The following is an 18,772-nucleotide window of genomic DNA, read 5'->3' on the forward strand; positions in this document are numbered from 1 at the left end:
CGTTGATTAACGACTACTTCTAGTGAAGACTGGCCTCCGTTCGGACCTACACGCGGCCTGTCCCAGCAGGATCTGCCGCACCCGAGGAAGGCTCAGCCGGCTCATGATGTCCGCCCCCGCCCCGACAACGGTGGCCGTCGTCGTCTCGCACCCGATCCAGCACTTCGCGCCGCTCTACCGGGCCGTGACCGACCGCAACGTCGACCTGCGGGTCCTGTTCCTGTCCCGGGCGGGCCTGGACCGTTACTACGATCGCGGGTTCGGCGCGCAGGTCCGGTGGAACTCCGACATCACCGCCGGCTACCGCCACGAGTTCATCGCCGACCTCACACTGCGACCGGACTGGCAGCAGCCGGACGCCTCCCGGCGGGCCGCCGGGCGCGTCTGGGCCGCCCTCGACCGGCTGCGGCCCGAGTGCGTGCTGATCTACGGCTACCGGCACGCCTTCTCCCTCACGGCGCTCGCCTGGTGCCGGCGGCGGCACGTCAGCGCCCTCATGACCAGCGACAGCGAACTACTCGGCGGGCGCTCCGCCGGCGCCCGGATCGTGAAGCGGCTCGCGCTGCCGCCCCTGCTGCGCTCGGTGGACGCCTTCCTCACCATCGGCGACAACAACGAGGCATACCTGGCGCACTATGACGTGCCCCGGTCGCGGATGTTCCGCGTACCCCTCACCACGGACGAGGCACCCCTGCGGGCGGCCCTGGCCCAGCGGGCCACCCATCGGGCGGCCATCCGAACCGAGCTCGGTATCGATTCCGAGGCGCTCGTCGCCCTGTTCTCCGGAAAGCTGATCTCTCGCAAGCGTCCGCTCGACATCGCCGACGCGCTACGTGCCCTCGCCCGCGAGCCCCGCGGCCCGCAAGACCGCGAGGTCGTCGCGATCATGGCCGGGGACGGGGTGCTGCGCCCCGCTCTCGAAGCGGCGGCGATCGAACTCGACGGCGCGCTGCGGCTGGTCGGGTTCGCCGACCAGCAACGCCTCCCCCGCCTGTACGCGGCCAGCGACCTGTATTTGCACCCGGCTCAGCGGGATCCGCATCCGCTCGCGGTCAAGGAGGCGGTGCTGTCCGGGCTGCCGGTGGTGGTCAGCGACCGGGTCGGCTCGGTCGGGCCGACCGACGACGTCCGCCACGGCCGCAACGGCCGAGTGTACCCGGCCGGCGACGTGACCGCGCTCGCCGGGATCCTCGGCGAGCTGCGTGGCAGCCCGGACCTGCTGGCCGAGATGGCCCAGGAGTCGGAGAAGGCCACCGGCGACATCGAGCTCGCCGCTTCAGTCGACGGCTTCCTACGGGCACTCGCCTTCGTCCGGGGCCGATGATCTGGCAGTTCCGCCACCGACGCGTTCCCGCCGGCCCTTTCCCACGATCCGCCCTCTCGTCAGGAGCCATGATGACCACGACGTCGACCGTCGCCACCGACGATCTTCCCGACACCACCCGGCGATACCTCGACCTGCTGCGCTCGGCCCTGACCTGCTCGCTGTGGGACGGCGGGGACGGCAGCCTCTGGGAGCCGCGCGGCGGCGCGAAACGCGTGGTCGCGCGGGCCGTACGCCGGACGGGCATGGAGATTGTCAAGAGAGCCACGCCGCAGGACCGCCGTGACGGGCTGGACTGGCCGCGGCTCGCGCACACGATGACCGGCGAACGCCGCATGCGCAACCTCCAGGAGTGCACCGAGCGGGTCATCCTGGACGGCGTCGCGGGCGACCTCATCGAGACGGGGGCCTGGCGGGGCGGCGCCTGCATCCTCATGCGTGGGGTGCTGGCGGCGTACGGGGTGACCGACCGGACGGTCTGGGTCGCCGACTCGTTCGAGGGTCTGCCCGCACCCGATTCCGAACGTTATGCTGCCGACGCCGGCGATCGGCATCACGAGTTCACCGAGCTCGCGGTCTCCGTCGAGCAGGTGCGGGCCAACTTCCATCGCTTCGGCCTGCTCGACGACCAGGTGCGCTTCCTGCAGGGCTGGTTCCGCGACACCCTGCCCACGGCGCCCATCGACCGGCTCGCGGTCCTCCGCCTCGACGGCGACATGTACGAGAGCACCACCGAAGCGTTGACCGCGCTGTATCCCAAGCTCTCCGACGGCGGTTTCTGCATCGTCGACGACTACGGCGCGGTGCCCGGCTGCCGAACCGCGGTGGAGGACTACCGGGCGGCCCATCGGGTGACCGACCCGATCACCGGCATCGACTGGACGGGCATCTACTGGCGCAAGAACGCACCGTCGACGTCGACATGAGGCACCCGAGACCGGCTCGGAGTCAACTGGCGGCGAGAGAGGAACTGGCGATGCAGCAGCGACCGTGGGCGGTGCTGATGGTGTGCACCGGCAACCTCTGCCGCTCGCCACTGGCCGAACACCTCGCCCTCGCGTGGTTCGCCGCGGCGCTCGCGCAGGCCGACACCCACCCGGTCGGGGCGTGGGAGCCGCCGGGATGCGCCGGGGGGCTCCTGGTGAGCAGCGCGGGGACGCAGGCACGGGCGGATCGGACGATGCATCCGCACGCTGCGGCAATCCTGACGGCGCGGGGCATGGATCCCGCCGGCTTTCGAGCGCGGAGGTTGACGCCGGAGCTGATCCTGGCGAACGATCTCGTGCTGTGCGCGACCCGGGCACAGCGCTCGGCCGTGGTCGGCCTGACGCCGCGGGCCCTGCGCCGCACCTTCACCATGCGCGAGTTCGGCCGGTTGACCTCCAGCGTGCGCTCCGCCAGCCTTCCGGAGGGTGGGGTCCGCGCGATCGGGGAGTACCTCGCCGCCGTGGCCTGGCGGATGCGGGCGGCGAGGCAGGCTCCATCGGTCGCGGCCGACGACCTGATCGATCCGGTCAACGGCGACCTGCATGCGTTCGACGAGTGCGCACGGATCATCGGGACGGCCTTAGCGCACCCGATGGCGCTGCTTGCCGAAGGAGCCCGGGACACCCGGGCAGCTCGCAGATCCCCGGATCCGCCGGTCCCGGACGCTGCCGGTCCCCCCTCGGCCGGCCCGACGCCCCGCCGGCCCCGCGCGATGGCCCGGCGGTGAGGCTCCGGGTCTTCGAGCAGACGCTCGGTCGGGTCCGCCTGGCAGGCATCAGGATGCCGCGAGGTCGGCCTGCACGCGGTAGTCGACCGCTCTCTGGCCGGCGGAGGCGGGCGAGCCGCCCCGGAAGCCGGCCGACCACTGACCGGGGCGCAGCGGTGGGGCGACGAGGGTGCCGACCGCTCCCACCCCCGACACACGCCGGGCCGCGCCGGGCGCCACCATCGGCGCCGCGATCGGGACATGAGCCGCGCCGGTGTCAGCCGGCCCCGGCGTGGCCCACGGCTCAGCGTCGGGACGGACGGCAAGCCGGCTGCCCCATTCCCGCAACCAGCCAACGACCCGATCGCCCGCCATCGGCCGGGACAGGAAGTATCCCTGGACCTCGTCGCACTGCCAGGCCGCGAGCGAGACCCAGGACCGCTGGGTCTCCACCCCCTCGGCAACGATCCGCAGCCGCAACGCGTGGGCGAGCGAGACCGTGGAGCGCACGATCTCCGCCGCCGCCGGGTCGCGGTCGAGATCGCGCAGGAAGGTCCGGTCCAGCTTCACCTCGTCGGCCGGCAACTCGCGCAGGTACGACAGGGAGCAAAAGCCCGTGCCGTAATCGTCCAGGCTGACCCGCACGCCGAAGCGGCGAAGCCCCGCCAGGGTGCCCCAGGCGAGTTCCCTGGCCACGATGAGGGAGTCCTCCGTCACCTCGACGATGAGCGCGGAGGGGGGCAGCCGATGCCGGGCGAGCGCCGCCCGCACCACGCCGACGAAGGCGCAGTCGACGATGACCGACGCGGGGACGTTCACCGACACCGCGAGCGGAGCGCCACGGTCGTGCCATCGCGCGCAGTCCGCCAGAGCCTGATCGAGGACGTGCACGGTGAGCTTGGGCATCAGGCCGGCACGCTCGATCTCCGCCAGGAAGGCGTCGGGCGGCCGTACGCCATCGACCGGGTGGCGCCAGCGGACGAGCGCCTCGACCCCGCTGATCCGACCGCTGCGCAGGTCTGCCTTGGGCTGATAGCTCAGCTCTATCTGGCCCGAGTCCAGCACGTGGCGCACCTCCGCGCGCAGCCGCAGGCGGGTCCGGTTGATCGGAGGATGGCCTCCGGCATAGACGGACTGTCCGCAGCGGCCGCGCTTGGCCAGGTACATCGCCTCCTCGGCATGGCCGAACAGCTCCAGGGCGTCCCGGCCATGCTCGGGTGCGTGCGCGATCCCCACGCTCACCTCGGGCCGAACCGGCGTGTCCGCCAGCGGAACGGGCCGTTCCAGGACCTCCCGCAGCCGCCGCGCCACCTGCTCGGCGCGGGCCAGGTCGACGCCGCGCAGCAGGACGGCGAACGCGTCGCCGTCGACCCGGGCGAGCAGGTCCGAACCGGATAACGCGCCGCGCAGGCGGCACCCCACGGCGGCGAGCAGCCGGTCGCCGTGCTCGTGCCCGAGTGCGCCGTTGACGTCACGCATCCGGTCGAGGTCGATGACCAGGAGCGCCAGGGAGGTCGTGCCCCGCGCGCGGTGCTCGCCCCCCGTCAGGCACCGGCCGACCACGTCGACGAAATGCCGCCGGCCGGGTAGTCCGGTCAGGTCGTCCACGGCCCCGCGGCGCAGCCGGAGCCGGAGCCGGGCCGAGACCGGCCGGTAATCCGGATCCCCCGGCGGGTCGGCGGCGTCGACGCCGAACGCACCAGCCCGGTCGGCCGGGTTCAGTCGGTCGGCCGGGTTCACCCCGATGACCACCATGGCCAGGACCGCAATGACCGTAATGACCGCAATGACGGTCGGTGCCACGAGGGACAGCGCGACGAGCGGGGGCACCGGGCGCCCGGTGCCGACGACGGGAACCACAGCCAACGCGCCCACCGCCACGACGGCGGCCACCAGCGCCGGCACGCCCCCCGCCAGCCGGCGCCCGGCCTTGCGACACGACCCTCGACGCCCCTCAGCCGGCGGGCGGCTCGCGCCACCGCACCAGATCGCCGATCCATGCCGGACCCGGTCCCGCCGTTTCATCGAATTCCCCCGAAGCCGATCCCGCAATGTCCTTGAACGGCCCACCATGGCCGGCCGGGGATGGCCGCCACGACCCCACCCACCGCCGACGCTTCGCCGGCAGCACGCGTCCGGTTCATCCCCGCGCTATCCGAGCGCAATGTGCACCGGTTCGCAGGGTATCCGATCCCCGACTTTCTGCCGGCATCGGCTCCGCCGTTCACCGTTGTCGTAGACGCTGTCCCACCGCGCGCCGGAGCCTAATGACGGTGAGGGTATCGGAGAAATCCACGCCGTCTACCCGGCGGGACCACATCGTGCCCATTCCGGGTCGTCCCCCACGGCCCAGCACCGGTCGCGCGAGCGGGGATCGGACCGCACCCCGGCGACCCGCACGCTCAGTGCCCCAGAGTCACCTGACCGTTCGGCAACACGCTTTCCACCACCGGAAACACCACGAATATCAACAGTGCCACCACGGCGAGCGCGATCAACACGGCCAACGTCAACCGGACCGGTGGCGGCCCCGGCAGCCGGTGATAGATCCAGGCGTACACGGTCACGCTCCCTTGAGCACGGGCGGCAGGCCCGCCGACTTCTCGGTAGTGTCGGCCAGCTCCCCGTACACGATCAGTCGATGGCTCGCGGAGAACTTGGGATGACAGGTCGTCAATGTGATCAGATCCCTGGTCGGGACCACACCGGGTCTGCCCGGCACCGGATACGTGACGTCCAGCCGGTTCGGTGTGACGACCTCCGACCCGGTGACGCGATAGGTGTAGTACCGGTCCCGTACCTCGACGACGAGGGGATCGCCAACCTTTAGTTCATCAAGCCGACTAAACGGTTTTCCGTATGTGGTCCGGTGCCCGGAAACCACGAAGTTCCCCAGCTGGCCGGGCAGGGCGGTGCCCGGAATGTGGCCGGGCCCGCGGCGCAGGTTGGCGGCGGAGACGCCCTGCACAATGACCGGCGAATAGTCCAGGCCGAATCGCGGGACGCGCAGGATCGCCAGTCCGTCGCCGAGGTCGACGGGAGGCAACGCCGGAGCCGGCCGGGCCCGCTCGACGCCGGGTTGCCGCGGCGGCGGATGCCCCCAGGCCTGGTCGAGCTGGTGATGAAGCCGGTCCTGGGTACGGGCCGCGAACATGTCGGTGATCCAGAGCTGGTAGACGAGGAAGAGCAGCACGACCAGGCCCGCCGTGATCAGCAGCTCGCCGAGGCCGCGGGCGACCCGGCCAACGATCATCCGCCGTCCGGCCCCACCGGGGTGGTCCGGCCCGGCCGCGCCCGCCGGGCCGGGCGCCCGTTCGACGCCGCCGCCGACCCGCGACGGCCGCGGCGTTCGAAACCCGGACGGGCGGGGCGTCCAGCCCGCCCGCCCTGTGACGCCGGCCTCCCCCCCGGCGAACAGGGTCGGCACGTCCGCCGCCGGATCCGGCGACTCGGTGTCCTGTCCGTCGTCGGCCTCCGAGACCGAAGATGCACCAGCCATGGAAGCACTCTACGTTATTGAGCTACTACTTCTAGTAGTCAACGGGCGGAGCGGATCCGAGCATCCCAATCTCCGCCCGGACTGACACCGCGGTCCACGTCGAGGACGGCGCAGCAGCGAGCCCGGTTGCGCCCGGAGAACCGGGCTGGCGCATCGACCACCCTGCGTTATAGTGTGATGCCATTCTGTTACTCTCGCCGCACGTTCCAGATCCCGTCGGACCGGATGCTCCCGTCCGCGCGACGCAGGGGAGCTCGCGATGAAGACCGTGGCGGTGATCGTCCACAGAGGTCCGCACCACCCCACCGTCGAACTCGCGACGAGACTCGACGCCAGCCCCGCCGTAGCCCAGGTGACGATCGTCGCGAACGATCGCTCGACCCGGCCCGACCACCTGCCGGCCGCCGTCGCCTGGATACTGCCTCCCCGCGACCTCGGTACGGGGGGAGGCTTCCAGCTCGCCAGCCGCGACTATCCCGCCGCCGGCGCCTACCTCCTGATCGACAACCGCGTCAGGATCGACGACATGACGATCAGCTCCTGTCTGGACCTGCTGGCGGGCACGAATATCGGCGTCGTGGCGCCGACCCTGGTCGACGGCGTCAGGCCGCGGTCCGGTCTGACCCGACGCGACCCCCTGTGGTCCGCGTCGAGGGCCCGGCGACCTCCGGGCGACCGACCCCACGAGACCGACTGGGTGTCTGGAGCGGTCATGTTCATCAAGGCGGAGTGCCTTCGCCGGGTCTCCCTCGACAGCCGTTACTTCGTCGGCTTCGAGAACATCGACTTCTGCTACCGAGTGCGGGAAGCCGGATGGAGCGTTGTTCTCAGTCCCCACCGTGCCTGGCGTATCGGGAGCACCGCGCTCCCGGCCCCCGGTGAGACCTACTACCTCGTACGCAACCGGCTCTGGTTCATGCGGCTCCACGGCTGGTGGCTGCGCACCGCCCTGATCGCCCTCGCAATCGCGACCGTCGACCTGCCGCGCACCGCCGTGGCGGACCACGTTCACCGGCGGGGCACGGAAGGCTCACTTCTCGTCCTGCACGGTCTCCTCGACGGCCTCGCCACGATTCCCCCACCGGGGGAGCCGCGCGTTGACGAGCCGCGCGCCGCCCGCTGGACGGCGTGGCGCTGACCGCAGGGGCCTCCGAGTTCGGCCGCGAGCCCGCATACACACGAGCGGGCAGCTTGTATCTCATGCGGGCACAAACCCGAACAGGTGCATCGACTCGGGGTCATCTCGCCGAAAATCGCTGCTTGGCGTAGCTCGATCGGTCAGTTTGAACCCAGCTCCAAGGATACGGCGTTCCGCCGTCCGGCGGTCATACATCCACTGATGTTCGATACCAAGACCGGCGACGGCATCCACCACCTTCGTACGCCATCGCAACCCCTCCACCTTACGCATGTGCTGCCACTGCAGCATTTCGTCCGCGTCCATCTCACCGGTGACGTACCGGTCGATCGAGTAGCGCAGGTCGGGCAGGATGACGTGGAGTGTACCGCCTGGACGCAGGACGCGGGCATAGTCCGCGAGACTACGCTCCACTGTCGGCGGAGGCAGGTGTTCCAGATAGTGTGAGCACAGTATGTGGTCAACGCTCCGGGCCTCAAATGGCAGCGGTTTCCGACAGTCGAACCAGAACAACGGCGCCCGCCGTCGCCCCTTCCACAGCTTGCGCACAAGGTCCGCATGGCCCGGCGAAAGAAGACGGCCGAGCACTGGATACATCGGAGTCAGTGCCAGAAAGACGCTACGGTCCAGGTTGACGAATCCCTCCTGCGCGAGGAAGGAAGAGGCGACATTAACCCAAAGCTGGTCGCGCTCGTTACGATACCGCGACAGGTTTCGGCGGGACAGCATAGGTCCATATCCCTTCAAATCGTCCCGAGCCACGGGAGGCGACTGCGAACCACACGTCGCCTCACGCAACGTCCGACAGCGATGGCGACACGGCCGGAAGGCGGTGCGGTACGGAACCAGTAGGAAAAATAATCTTTCGGATACCGATGTTCAGGGTTTCCGATATCGCTCGAGGACGGCGGCCACCTCGTCTTGGGCCGGAGCCGGCAAGGGCTCCCGCTGGGCCGGCGTCCTGACACCCGTCGTGGCGGCCATGAAGGTGTGGGCCGGCGGCGCCACCCGGCGTCCCACGGGGTCGTTTGTCGTATCCACTGGATGGGGTGCTGCCAGGAACAGCGATTGCCAGGCGAACATGTTCGGCCAGCGGCCGAGAACCCGGCGATCCCACCGTCGGACCAGGTCCTGCGGCAACGACTCGCGGGTACGCCACCACGGCAGGCCGCCGGTCGCCGAGGCCGCCACGATCCGCAGGCCGTTGTCCTCGATCAGGCGCCGGGCCGAGTCGACGGTATAAAAGCGCAGGTGAGTGGAGTCCATGAGACCAGTCTCGGTGTACTCGAACCGACCACGCAGGAACTGTGCGCGCTGCCGGTAGTGCAGCACGTTCGGCAACGCCACCAGGATCCGGCCACCGGGGGCGAGCACCCGCCGGGCCTCGAGCAGCAACGGCGTCGGGTCCGCCAGGTGTTCAAGGATGTGCGAGAGAAGTACGAGCCCGTACTCCCCGTCGAGGGCAAAGGGCAGGCCGGCAGTCAGATCGGCGAGCTCCACGTGATCACATTCAGTCCTCGCGGCTGCGAGCTCCAGCGGGTCGATCGTCACCCCGGTCACCTGCCAGCCCCGGCTCTTCAGGAGCCGGGCGTTGTCCCCCGGTCCGCACCCGCAGTCCAGCGCCCTGCCCTGCGGGATGTCGATCAGGTCAAGAAGAGCCGGATTGCCGCGGTTGCGATACCGCAGATCGCCTTCCATGCGCGACTCCTTGTCTCCGACGCACACGCCACATCTCTCGACATGTACAGAGCGAGCATCATTGAGCACATAGGGTAACACTGATGAGACGGGACGTGGCCTGACTTCGGCTAGACACGCACCAGCCTCTCGCCGGAAGGCCAGGGAGATCCAACAGCTGGCGACCGTACGCGGCCTGCACCGACTCGGCGCCGTCGACCACCTTGCCGCGGCCTCGACGGTGACGGCACTGCTCGCCACGGGGAGCTGGTTCGCCACGGAAGGGCCGGCCGGCGCCTGCGTCGAAAAAACGTGCGTCCGCGCCCGCCGTGGCACCAGCGACCGGCGCCGGCGCGGCCCGGGGTCACCGTCCCCCAGCAACACCATCCACACGAAAAGTAAGATCTCAAAATCGATGCGTCACGATGACACGCGATAGGACGCGAGACCGCTTCACAGAGAACGACTAATATCACTTTCTGTGAATAGCCTCCGGCGACCCAGCTCCCTCACCCGGTCCGCACCTCCCCTCGACGAACCGGCCCGGGTCCTGTTCTTGTGCAACTCCCGCGGGCTCGGCGGCGGGATCGAGCGCTACCTGACGGCGGTCGAGGAGACGCTGCGGGCCGGCGGAGCTGATCTTCTTCGGGTGGACATGCTCGAGCCGGGGATCGGGCTGACCCCAGCGAACCGGGCACGCTTCGCGCTGCGCGCGCTCAGTACCGCGCGCCGCTTCGGCCATGCCGACAGCGTCATCACCGGACACGCCAACCTCATCCCCGTCGCGGCGGCCGCCGTCCGGCTGACCCGTGCCCGACTCGGTCCCGTCCTGTTCTACGGCACCGATATCTGGAGCATGCGGCGAACGGATCGGGCGATTCTGCGCGCCGACCCGATCCTGCGCCCGGTCACGATCAGTTCCTACAGCGCCGGCGCGCTGTCGACAGTGGGCGCGGCCCCCATCCTGCCGCCCGGCATCTCCCCCACCTGGCGGGCCACCCTGCTGGCCGAGGCGAGCCGCCGCCGGCCGTTGCCTCCCGTGCCGACCATCCTGAGTGTGTTCCGGCTCGGTGACTGGGCGGGCAAGGGTGCGGCGGTGCTGCTGGAGGCGGTGCAGTCCGTGCGGGCCACCCTCGGCCCGGTGCGGTTGGTGCTCGCCGGGCGGGGCCCGGCCCCGGGGGCGCTGCACGAGCTCGTTTCCACCCATCCCGACACCGAGTTGCACGAGTCCCCGACCGACAAGGACCTCGCCCGGCTCTACGCGACCGCCGACCTGTTCGCCCTGTGCACCCGCACCCTGCCGCGCGGTCCACACGCCAGTGGCGAGGGCTACGGCATCGTGCTGCTGGAGGCCCAGCTCGCCGGGTGCGCCGTGGTCGGGCCCGCCTCGGGCGGCAGCCACGACGCATACCAGGAGGGCGTGACGGGGCAGACGCCGGTGGACGAATCGGCCCAGATGCTGGAAATCGTCCTGCGCGGCATGCTGGCGGATCGGGCCCGACTCGCCCGCACCGGCAGACGCGCCGCCGAATGGGCCGAGGCCGCCACTCGGCCCGGGGACTACACCCGCTCGGTCTTCACCACCCTCGCCGGACGGCTGCCCCCGACCGGACACGACTCCTCCACCGACGCCCACCAGAGCATCCCGAACCAGCCGTCGGGGACGGGCGCCCGGCGGGGTGGAGTACGGCCCGGCGCCCCGACAGACCTGGGAGCATCATGAGGATCCTCGTCGACTGCGCCGGCGCGCAGATGGGTGGAGCGAAGCGGCTGCTCAACGAGTTCGATCGTTACCTGCGGGAGTGTCGCTCCGCGCAGCTCCTGGTGATCGGCCGGGACCGGGCGCTGACCGCGCCGTGGCTGCTGCGCCGCGAGGTCACGACCGGCCGCTTCGATCGGGCGGTGGCCCTGAACAATGTGAGCCACCTGATCGCCGGGGACGAGCGCCACGTGCTGGTGCACGGAGCGCAGCACTTCCTCCGCCTCGACGAGGCGCGGGCCTTCGGCCGGCGGATCAAACCGTCCGTCCACGCGCAGGCGCCCGTGGTGCGCACCGCGCTGCGCCGGGCCGATCTGATCTTCGTCCCGTCGTCGAGTATGGCGGAACGGGTCGTCCACCTCGTGCCGTCGGTACGCGACCGGATTGTTGTCGCGTTCAACCCCGTCACCCCGCCTGACGCCACCGAGGGTGGTGGCCAGGGAAGCGCGCGCGACCGGGACGACCATGACAGCCCATCGACCACCATCCTCTGTCCCATCCTGTTCAGTCCCTACAAGCGGATGGCCGACCATCTGCGCATCGCCCTCGATGCTCTCGACCTGCTGGCGGGCCGACCACACGATGTCGAGGCCGTTCTCGCGGTCACCGAAGCGGCCGACCACCCCGAGGCGCGCCCGCTGGCGGGCCATCCCCGACTGCGCTTCATCGGGCAGCAGCCCCCGGCCGCGATCATGTCCATGATCGCCCGCAGCAGCGCCGTCTATTTCCCCTCCGAATTCGAGTCGTTCGGATACCCTCTGGCCGAAGGCCGGGTGATGGGAGTGCCGGTGATCGCTGCGGACTCCCCGCATAACCGCGAGATCGCCGGCGCCGCCCTGATGCCCTATCAGCGGGAGGAGCCCGACGAGGTCGCCATCGCGATGATCAACGCGCTGACCGCCGAGGTGAAGCCGTACCGGAGCGGATTGTTCGACCGAGGCCCCTACTTCGACCGGCTGCTGGGACTCAGGTCGGGCTGAGCTCCGCCGGGTCCGCCTGCTCCGCGGCGGGCCCCCCGGGACTGGGCGGGTACGAGGCTGGGCGGGTACGAGGCTGGGCGGGTACTGAGCCGGCGGCCCGCTTCCCATGCGCGAGAGCATCACCGCTGAGGGCGACGTCCATCCGGCGGGCGAGAAGCAGGTGCTGGCGGGCCACGTCGTCGTCAACGTCGACCACCGTCGCCATCGGGACGAGTTCCAGCTCGCCGAAACCCGCCGCCGCCGCCAGGCCCCGCACCTGCTCCGCGGTCCGACCGAAGCAGTTGAGCCCGAAACGGAACTTGACCCGCCCGACGAGCCCCCGGTCGGCGCGCCACTGCGCCTCCGTCCGCCACTGCGGATCGTCCACCACGACGTGGAGGATGAGCAGACCGCCCGGACGCAGAGCGGCATGCCAGTCCCGCAGCGCCCGCGCGAACACCTCGTCGGTGAGGTGCTGCACCACCGCGAACGAGTAGACGACGTCGACGTCACGCCGGGTCCGGGTGAACTCGTCGACCGTGCGGTACTCCAGGTTCGGGGCCGGATTGAGGATCCGGGCACACGCGAGCACTCCCCGCGACACATCGACTGCGGTAACCGAGTGAACCCGCGGCGCTACAGCTGCGGCAAGGTAGCCGGGGCCGCAACCGACGTCCAGGACGTCGTCGTCCGGGTGCAGGTAACGGACGAGAACCTCGTCAGCGAGCACCTGCCGGGTCTGGCGGTTACGTTCCGCCTCGCTGTGCCGGATACGCTGACCCGGAGCGAAGTAGTGCGGGCTCAGCGCCAGCAGCCGCAGCGCTGCGTCCGTCCGCAGGCGCTGAGGCGTCGCGGCCAGCACCACCGGGACCCAACGGGCACCCAGGAAGTTCTGCTCACCGGCGGAAGCCGCCGTGATGGCCACCAGCCGGCGCACATGCTGACCGGTGGCGGATCTGCTGCCAGCCATGCCTGTCGTCCTCTCGGCCGTCATTTTGGCCAAGAGTAGCTAGGGCATCACTTACGGTCAACGACCGGAGATGGGTGCCTCGTGCGTCTACTCCAGGTAGTCGCGGAGCTTCTGCGAGCGAGACGGGTGACGGAGCTTCGACAGCGTCTTGGACTCGATCTGCCGGATGCGCTCGCGGGTGACGCCGAACTCACGCCCGACCTCCTCCAGCGTGCGCGGATGGCCGTCGGTGAGCCCGAAGCGCAGCTGGATGACCTTCTTCTCCCGGTCGGAGAGCGTGTGCAGGACCGAGTCGAGCTGCTCCTGGAGGAGGATGAAGCTGGCCGCGTCGACCGGGACGACGGCGTCGCAGTCCTCGATGAAGTCACCGAGGTGGGAATCCTCCTCCTCACCGATGGGCGTCTCCAGCGAGACCGGCTCCTGGGAGACCTTGAGGATCTCCCGGACCTTGTCCGGGGTGAGATCCATCTCCTTGGCGATCTCCTCCGGGCTCGGCTCGCGGCCGAGGTCCTGCAGGAGCTGCCGCTGGATGCGGATCAGCTTGTTGATGGTCTCGACCATGTGCACCGGGATGCGGATCGTGCGCGCCTGGTCGGCGATGGCGCGGGTGATCGCCTGCCGGATCCACCAGGTGGCGTAGGTCGAGAACTTGTAGCCCTTGGTGTAGTCGAACTTCTCGACCGCGCGGATCAGGCCGAGGTTGCCCTCCTGGATGAGGTCCAGGAACAGCATGCCGCGACCGACGTAGCGCTTGGCGATCGAGACGACAAGGCGCAGGTTCGCCTCGACCAGCTTGCGCTTGGCGATCTGCCCGTCGCGCTCGATGGCCTCGAGATCCCGCCGCATCTGCGGGGAGGTCTTCTTCGTCGCCACCGCGAGCTTCTCGGAGGCAAACAGGCCGGCCTCGATCCGCTTGGCGAGGTCGACCTCCTCCTCGGCGGTGAGCAGCGGGACCTTGCCGATCTCCTTGAGGTACATGCGTACCGGGTCGGAGGTCGGTGCCTTGAGGGCGAGCTCCTCCTCCTCTCGGCGGCGTCGGGCGAGCAGGTCCGCCTCGTCGGGGTTCTCACCCCCTGCCTCAAGAACCTCGATGCCCTCGTCGTTGAGCACCTGCAGCACCGTCTCGGCCTGCTCCGGGGGCAGCTCCGCCGCCTGGATCGCGACCGTGACATCCTCGGTGGTGAGGAAACCGATCTCCTTGCCCCGGGTGATGAGGTCCTTGACCTCGTCCACCTGGGCTTCGCGGGGTAGGACGGTAGGACTCATGGGCGGAATCTCGTCACTTCCTTCTCGGGATCGACCCAGGTTACGCGGCACCTACGCCCCGCTCCCGGAGTTGATGCTTGTGCTGTTCCAAAGCGATCAGCTCACCGTAGACACGGTTGAAGGCCTCGGCGTCGGCCACCGGGTTGAGCCGCTGCACCCGCGACTTCAGGTCGGTGATCCGACGTGTCACATGCAACTCCTGTACGCGTGACATCTGTTCGTCGACATAACGATCATCCACATCGTGGTCGCAGAGCACCCTTTCCACGGCGAGGGCGGTGACGGAACGTCGCAGCCCCTCTTCCGTCGCCGCCGCGGACAGCTCCGTCACCCACGCGGCGACGTCGCCGGTCCTCGCCAGCCCCCCACCCACCCCACCCAAACCCGCTATGAGCTCGCGGACGGCACGGTGCGCGGGAACAGTGAACATCTCCGGGGCCAGCGTGTCGAACATCGGCCCTACAAGTCCCGGAAACTGGACCGCGAGTTTGAGCGCCTCACGCTCCACGATCACGACCGGATCGGTTGCGGCGGGCTCCCGACGGCCCGCGGCCGACGCGACGGACGCGGAGTGGCCGCCGCCGGCCTGCTGCGCCCGGTGCTCGGCGACCCGGCGCGCCACGAACCTCTCGTCGAGGAAGCCCAGCCAGCGGTCCAGGTTCACCGCGTAGCCGTGGCGCAGGCCGGCATCCTTGATCCTGTTGATCAACGGTGCGGCGGCGTCCAGGGCGGCGAGGCGGCCCTCGGTGGTGTCGAGGTTGTAGCGGCCGAGAACCTCACGGATCGCGAACTCCACGAGCGGGACGCGCCGCGCGATCAGCTCGCGCACCGCGGCGTCCCCACCGCGCATCCACAGCTCGCACGGGTCGAGCCCGGCGGGTTCCACCGCGACGAATGTCTGGGTGGCGAAGCGCTCCTCGTGCTCGAAGGCCCGCAGGGCCGCCTTCTGACCGGCGGTATCACCGTCAAAGGTGAAGATCACTTCGCCGTGGCGCTCGTCGGAGTCCATGAGCAGCCGGCGCACGACGGCGACGTGCTCCGGGCCGAAGGCGGTGCCACAGGTCGCCACCGCGGTGGTGACCCCGGCGAGGTGGCAGGCCATCACATCGGTGTAGCCTTCGACCACCACGACCTGGTAACGCCGAGCGATGTCGCGGCGGGCCAGCTCCGCCCCGTAGAGCAGGCTCGCCTTCTTGAACAGCGGCGTCTCGGGCGTGTTGAGATACTTGGGACCGGCGCCCGGCGTGTCGTCCTCGGCGAGGCGGCGCCCGCCGAAGCCGACCACCTCACCGGCGAGGTCGCGGATCGGCCACATGAGCCGGTGATGGAATCGATCGATCAGGCCCCCGCGGGATCCCTGTTTGGACAGCCCCCCGAGCACGAGTTCCTCGCCGGTGAAGCGGCGCGACAGCAGATGGCGGGTGAGCGCGTCCCAGCCGGTCGGGGCGTAGCCGACGCCGAAGCGCTGGGCCGCGGTGAGGTCGAAGCCGCGGGCGGTGAGGAAGTCCCAGCCGGCCCGGGCCGAGGGATGGCCGCCGAGTTGCTCGGCGTAGAACTCGGCCGCGATCCGGTGCGCCTCCAGCAACCGCTGGCGCTGGCTGGACACGGTCCGGTCGGTGGTGCCACCGCCTTCGAAGGTCAGCGTGACCCCGGCGCGGCGGGCCAGCCGCTCGGCGGCCTCCCGGAAGCTCAGCCCGTCGATCTCGCGGACGAAGGAGTAGACGTCGCCGCCCTGCTGGCAGCCGAAGCAGTGGAACAGACCGGTGGTCACGTTGACGTAGAAGGAGGGTGACTTCTCCTCGTGGAACGGGCAAAGCCCGACCAGCTCATTGCGCCCTGCCGGGCGAAGCTGGACGTGTTCGGAGACGACGCCCGCGATCAGCGAGCGCTCCCGGACCAGGGCGACGTCGGCGTCACGGATTCGTCCGGCCACCCGCCCCTCCCCTCGTCCGTGTCGGGCGAGAGGTACCTCGCCCGGGGCAGAACGCCCGCCAGTAGTGCGCCATCCCATCGCCGCGGAACCGATCGCCACCGCGCCGGCACCGGACCCCCGGCCGATGTCGGCGGCGACGGCGGACACGGCGCCGCTCGCATCGGTCCTACCGGTGCGATGGTACGTGTCGTAAGCACGACAGTACCGATCATGCCACGTGAATGTTGAGGACAATGGCCGCCACCTGCATACCTGTGCGGAAGATCGGCCCCGTGGCCGGCCGCGGCGGCCCTCCCTACGGCGGGGGATGCACCCCTACCCCCTGCGGGGACGGCGTCGCTCCCCCGGTCGGGGGAGCGACGATCACCCATCGGAGGGACCCAGGGCCACCCCGCGGCGCGCGCCAGCCGGGGCGGCGCCGCCCGCACCCGCCGCGGACTGTCGCCGACCGGCGTACGGGCTCAGAGCACACGATGCACCGGCCGTCCGCTCAGCGCGGCGTGACGCCGCCCGGCACTCGCGTCCGTCAGGCGGGCCACCTGGTCGACGACCACCCGCAGCCGGGCGGCGTCGTCCGGTGCCGCTCCGAAACAGGCGCGCAACGACGGGTCCAATGACCGCGGCGCGCCGCGCAGCAACAGTTCCACCAGTTCGGCGACGACCTCCCGCTGCCGGGCCTGCCGGGTCCGCGCGCCCGGCCGCTCCATGACGTACCACGCGGTGACCCCCTTGAGGGCGGCGCACTCGGCCACCGTGGCGGGATCCACCGTCAGGTCCGCGCCGTAGCGCCACAGCGGCCCGGTGGGATGGCGTTCCCGGGTGGAACGCACCGCCGCGCGGGAGAACCGTGCGATCAGCTCGCTCGTCATCGCCCGCAGCGCCGCCTGGCCGCGAGCCGACGTGATCTCCGAGCGGATCCACCAGGGCTGGGCACACAGCGTGTCCAGGGCCGCCGACACCGCCGCCGCCGAGACGCCGTAGCGCCGCGCGGTGACGGCGGTCAGCTCCTCGCGGTGCCCCGGGTCGTCGAGCGCGGCAAGCTCGATGTGCCCGCCCACGACCCCGTCCTCGAGATCGTGGACCGAGTAGGCGACGTCGTCGGCCCAGTCCATGATCTGGGTCTCGAAGCACCGCCGCCCCGGCGGCGCACCCTCGCGCACCCACTCCAGCATGGGCAGGTCGTCGTCGTAGGCGCCAAACTTCCCCGCATGCTCTGGCGGGGCGTACCGGCGCGCCCAGGGGTACTTGGTCGCGGCGTCCAGGCTCGCCCGCGTCAGGTTCAGCCCCGCGCTGCGCCCCTCCTCGTCAACGATCTTGACTTCCAGTCTCGTCAGCTCCCGCAGGCTCTGTGCGTTGCCCTCGAACCCGCCGCAGGCTGCCGCCGCCTCGTCCAGCGCCAGCTCACCGTTGTGCCCGAAAGGGGGATGCCCGAGGTCGTGGGCGAGACACGCCGCATCGACGAGGTCCGCATCGGCTCCCAGCTCCGCCGCGAGTTCCCGCCCCACCTGGGCGGTCTCGAGCGAATGGGTGAGCCGAGTACGCGGGAAATCGTCGTCGAGCGGGCCTACGACCTGCGTCTTTCCCGCCAGCCGGCGCAGCGCGCTGGAGTGCAGCACCCGAGCCCGGTCCCGTACGAACGGGGCCCGTGGCACAGGTGTAGCCTTCGGGCGTTCCGAGACCCGACGGACTGTATCCGAAGCGTCATACCACTCACCGACCACGAGGTTGAGCGTATCGGCGCGATTCGGGGACCTTGGCCGATCGCAGCGACGATACTTTGTGCGCACCCTTCACCAATCGGCCCGGAGGCCCGCCGTGGACAAGATCATTAAGTATGGCGCGATCGCGTTCGTCATCTTTTTCGTGGTGACCGCACCAAACAGCGCCGCCAGTATCATCGACCGTGTGTTCGGCTGGCTGCAGTCATGGGCCGACGGGGTGTCCACGTTCGTCACCGACACCGCCCTGTAATGCCAGCCCAGGCGGCCCTGATGTCTGGGACACTACGGGCGTGGTGAGACTTCAGCTCCCGGATCCGGCCCAGCGCGACACCAAGTACCTGGCGTCGCAGGAACGTCTGGTCATGATGGTGCGGCTGCACTGGGCCATCCTGCTTCCCGTCCTCCTCCAGACCCTGGGTGCGGTGTTGCTCGCCCTGGCGGCGAACGTCCTGTTCGCCACGCAGGACGTCGACGCGGGCTTCATCACCACACTGTTGTGGTACTTCGCGCTCTTCATGATCTTGCGGATGCTCTGGAAGGTCGCCGACTGGCAGTTCGATCATCTAATGATCACCGACAAGCGGCTGCTGAAAGTTTCGGGGATCTTCTTCCGTAAAGTCCAGACAATGCCGCTGTCCAAGATCACGGATCTGACCTACAACCGGGATCCGTTGGGGCGGCTGCTCGGCTACGGCGAGTTTGTGGTCGAGTCCGCCGGGCAGGACCAGGCCCTATCCAAGATCCGGTTTCTGCCACGGCCTGACCGGCTCTACCTCACCCTGGTCGACATGACCTTCGGTGGGGCGCCTTCCCCCGCCGGCGACGACTAGTGC

17 protein-coding genes are annotated in these 18,772 nt (G+C 70.0%); 8 read left to right on the top strand and 9 right to left on the bottom strand.

Features of this window, described 5'->3' with window-relative positions; all coding sequences use genetic code 11:
- Positions 1-106: 106 nt before the first annotated feature.
- The 3 genes from G6R25_RS04165 (at position 107) to G6R25_RS04175 (ending at position 3,038) form a co-directional block, all read left to right on the top strand.
- Positions 107-1,324, top strand: a complete 1,218-nt coding sequence (locus tag G6R25_RS04165; protein WP_235947371.1) for a glycosyltransferase family 4 protein — start codon at positions 107-109, stop codon at positions 1,322-1,324.
- A gap of 71 nt (positions 1,325-1,395) precedes the next feature.
- Positions 1,396-2,250, top strand: coding sequence for a TylF/MycF family methyltransferase (locus G6R25_RS04170; RefSeq protein WP_163551925.1), 855 nt, complete (start codon positions 1,396-1,398; stop codon positions 2,248-2,250).
- Between the two features lie 50 nt (positions 2,251-2,300).
- A complete protein-coding gene (locus tag G6R25_RS04175) occupies positions 2,301-3,038 on the top strand; it encodes an arsenate reductase/protein-tyrosine-phosphatase family protein (protein ID WP_235947374.1) in 738 nt (245 codons plus the stop codon).
- A gap of 48 nt (positions 3,039-3,086) precedes the next feature.
- On the opposite strand, the gene G6R25_RS04180 is transcribed toward G6R25_RS04175, so the two are convergent.
- The 3 genes from G6R25_RS04180 to G6R25_RS04185 form a co-directional block, all read right to left on the bottom strand.
- Positions 3,087-4,922, bottom strand: coding sequence for a putative bifunctional diguanylate cyclase/phosphodiesterase (locus G6R25_RS04180; RefSeq protein ID WP_419469300.1), 1,836 nt, complete (start codon positions 4,920-4,922; stop codon positions 3,087-3,089).
- Between the two features lie 497 nt (positions 4,923-5,419).
- Positions 5,420-5,578, bottom strand: a complete 159-nt coding sequence (locus tag G6R25_RS24925) for a hypothetical protein (RefSeq protein WP_205446850.1) — start codon at positions 5,576-5,578, stop codon at positions 5,420-5,422.
- A gap of 2 nt (positions 5,579-5,580) precedes the next feature.
- Positions 5,581-6,516: a class E sortase gene (locus tag G6R25_RS04185; RefSeq protein WP_205446852.1), complete on the bottom strand. Its 936-nt coding sequence runs from the start codon at positions 6,514-6,516 to the stop codon at positions 5,581-5,583.
- A gap of 259 nt (positions 6,517-6,775) precedes the next feature.
- Between G6R25_RS04185 and G6R25_RS04190 the strand changes: the two genes are divergently transcribed.
- Positions 6,776-7,654 carry a glycosyltransferase family 2 protein gene (locus tag G6R25_RS04190; protein ID WP_163551928.1) on the top strand — a complete coding sequence of 293 codons (879 nt, stop codon included), beginning with the start codon at positions 6,776-6,778 and terminating at the stop codon, positions 7,652-7,654.
- Between the two features lie 60 nt (positions 7,655-7,714).
- On the opposite strand, the gene G6R25_RS04195 is transcribed toward G6R25_RS04190, so the two are convergent.
- Both G6R25_RS04195 and G6R25_RS04200 read right to left on the bottom strand, forming a co-directional pair.
- The gene (locus tag G6R25_RS04195) at positions 7,715-8,383 is read right to left on the bottom strand and encodes a class I SAM-dependent methyltransferase (protein ID WP_163551929.1); all 669 of its coding nucleotides are present in this window, start codon (positions 8,381-8,383) and stop codon (positions 7,715-7,717) included.
- Positions 8,384-8,533: 150 nt separating this feature from the next.
- Positions 8,534-9,352 carry a class I SAM-dependent methyltransferase gene (locus G6R25_RS04200; protein WP_163551930.1) on the bottom strand — a complete coding sequence of 273 codons (819 nt, stop codon included), beginning with the start codon at positions 9,350-9,352 and terminating at the stop codon, positions 8,534-8,536.
- 460 nt (positions 9,353-9,812) lie between these two features.
- On the opposite strand from G6R25_RS04200, the gene G6R25_RS04205 reads away from it, so the two are divergent.
- The gene (locus G6R25_RS04205; RefSeq protein ID WP_163551931.1) at positions 9,813-11,054 is read left to right on the top strand and encodes a glycosyltransferase family 4 protein; all 1,242 of its coding nucleotides are present in this window, start codon (positions 9,813-9,815) and stop codon (positions 11,052-11,054) included.
- The gene (locus G6R25_RS04210; protein ID WP_163551932.1) at positions 11,051-12,070 is read left to right on the top strand and encodes a glycosyltransferase; all 1,020 of its coding nucleotides are present in this window, start codon (positions 11,051-11,053) and stop codon (positions 12,068-12,070) included. The genes G6R25_RS04205 and G6R25_RS04210 overlap by 4 nt, the downstream gene beginning before the upstream one ends.
- Here G6R25_RS04210 and G6R25_RS04215 read toward each other — a convergent pair.
- The 4 genes from G6R25_RS04215 to G6R25_RS04230 form a co-directional block, all read right to left on the bottom strand.
- Positions 12,057-13,019, bottom strand: a complete 963-nt coding sequence (locus G6R25_RS04215) for a class I SAM-dependent methyltransferase (RefSeq protein WP_163551933.1) — start codon at positions 13,017-13,019, stop codon at positions 12,057-12,059. The genes G6R25_RS04210 and G6R25_RS04215 overlap by 14 nt on opposite strands.
- An 87-nt stretch (positions 13,020-13,106) precedes the next feature.
- Positions 13,107-14,285, bottom strand: coding sequence for an RNA polymerase sigma factor (locus tag G6R25_RS04220; RefSeq protein ID WP_009739720.1), 1,179 nt, complete (start codon positions 14,283-14,285; stop codon positions 13,107-13,109).
- Between the two features lie 40 nt (positions 14,286-14,325).
- Positions 14,326-16,218 (bottom strand): DNA primase, encoded by a 1,893-nt coding sequence (gene dnaG, locus G6R25_RS04225; protein ID WP_163551934.1) that lies wholly within the window; start codon positions 16,216-16,218, stop codon positions 14,326-14,328.
- 461 nt (positions 16,219-16,679) lie between these two features.
- Positions 16,680-17,939, bottom strand: coding sequence for a deoxyguanosinetriphosphate triphosphohydrolase (locus G6R25_RS04230; protein WP_163551935.1), 1,260 nt, complete (start codon positions 17,937-17,939; stop codon positions 16,680-16,682).
- A gap of 94 nt (positions 17,940-18,033) precedes the next feature.
- On the opposite strand from G6R25_RS04230, the gene G6R25_RS24930 reads away from it, so the two are divergent.
- Positions 18,034-18,189 (top strand): hypothetical protein, encoded by a 156-nt coding sequence (locus G6R25_RS24930; RefSeq protein WP_173402683.1) that lies wholly within the window; start codon positions 18,034-18,036, stop codon positions 18,187-18,189.
- A 40-nt stretch (positions 18,190-18,229) separates the two neighbouring features.
- Positions 18,230-18,769 carry a PH domain-containing protein gene (locus G6R25_RS04235; RefSeq protein WP_136446737.1) on the top strand — a complete coding sequence of 180 codons (540 nt, stop codon included), beginning with the start codon at positions 18,230-18,232 and terminating at the stop codon, positions 18,767-18,769.
- The last annotated feature ends 3 nt before the right edge of the window (positions 18,770-18,772 follow it).

The organism is Candidatus Frankia alpina (genome assembly GCF_902806485.1).
GTDB classification, from domain to species: domain Bacteria; phylum Actinomycetota; class Actinomycetes; order Frankiales; family Frankiaceae; genus Frankia; species Frankia alpina.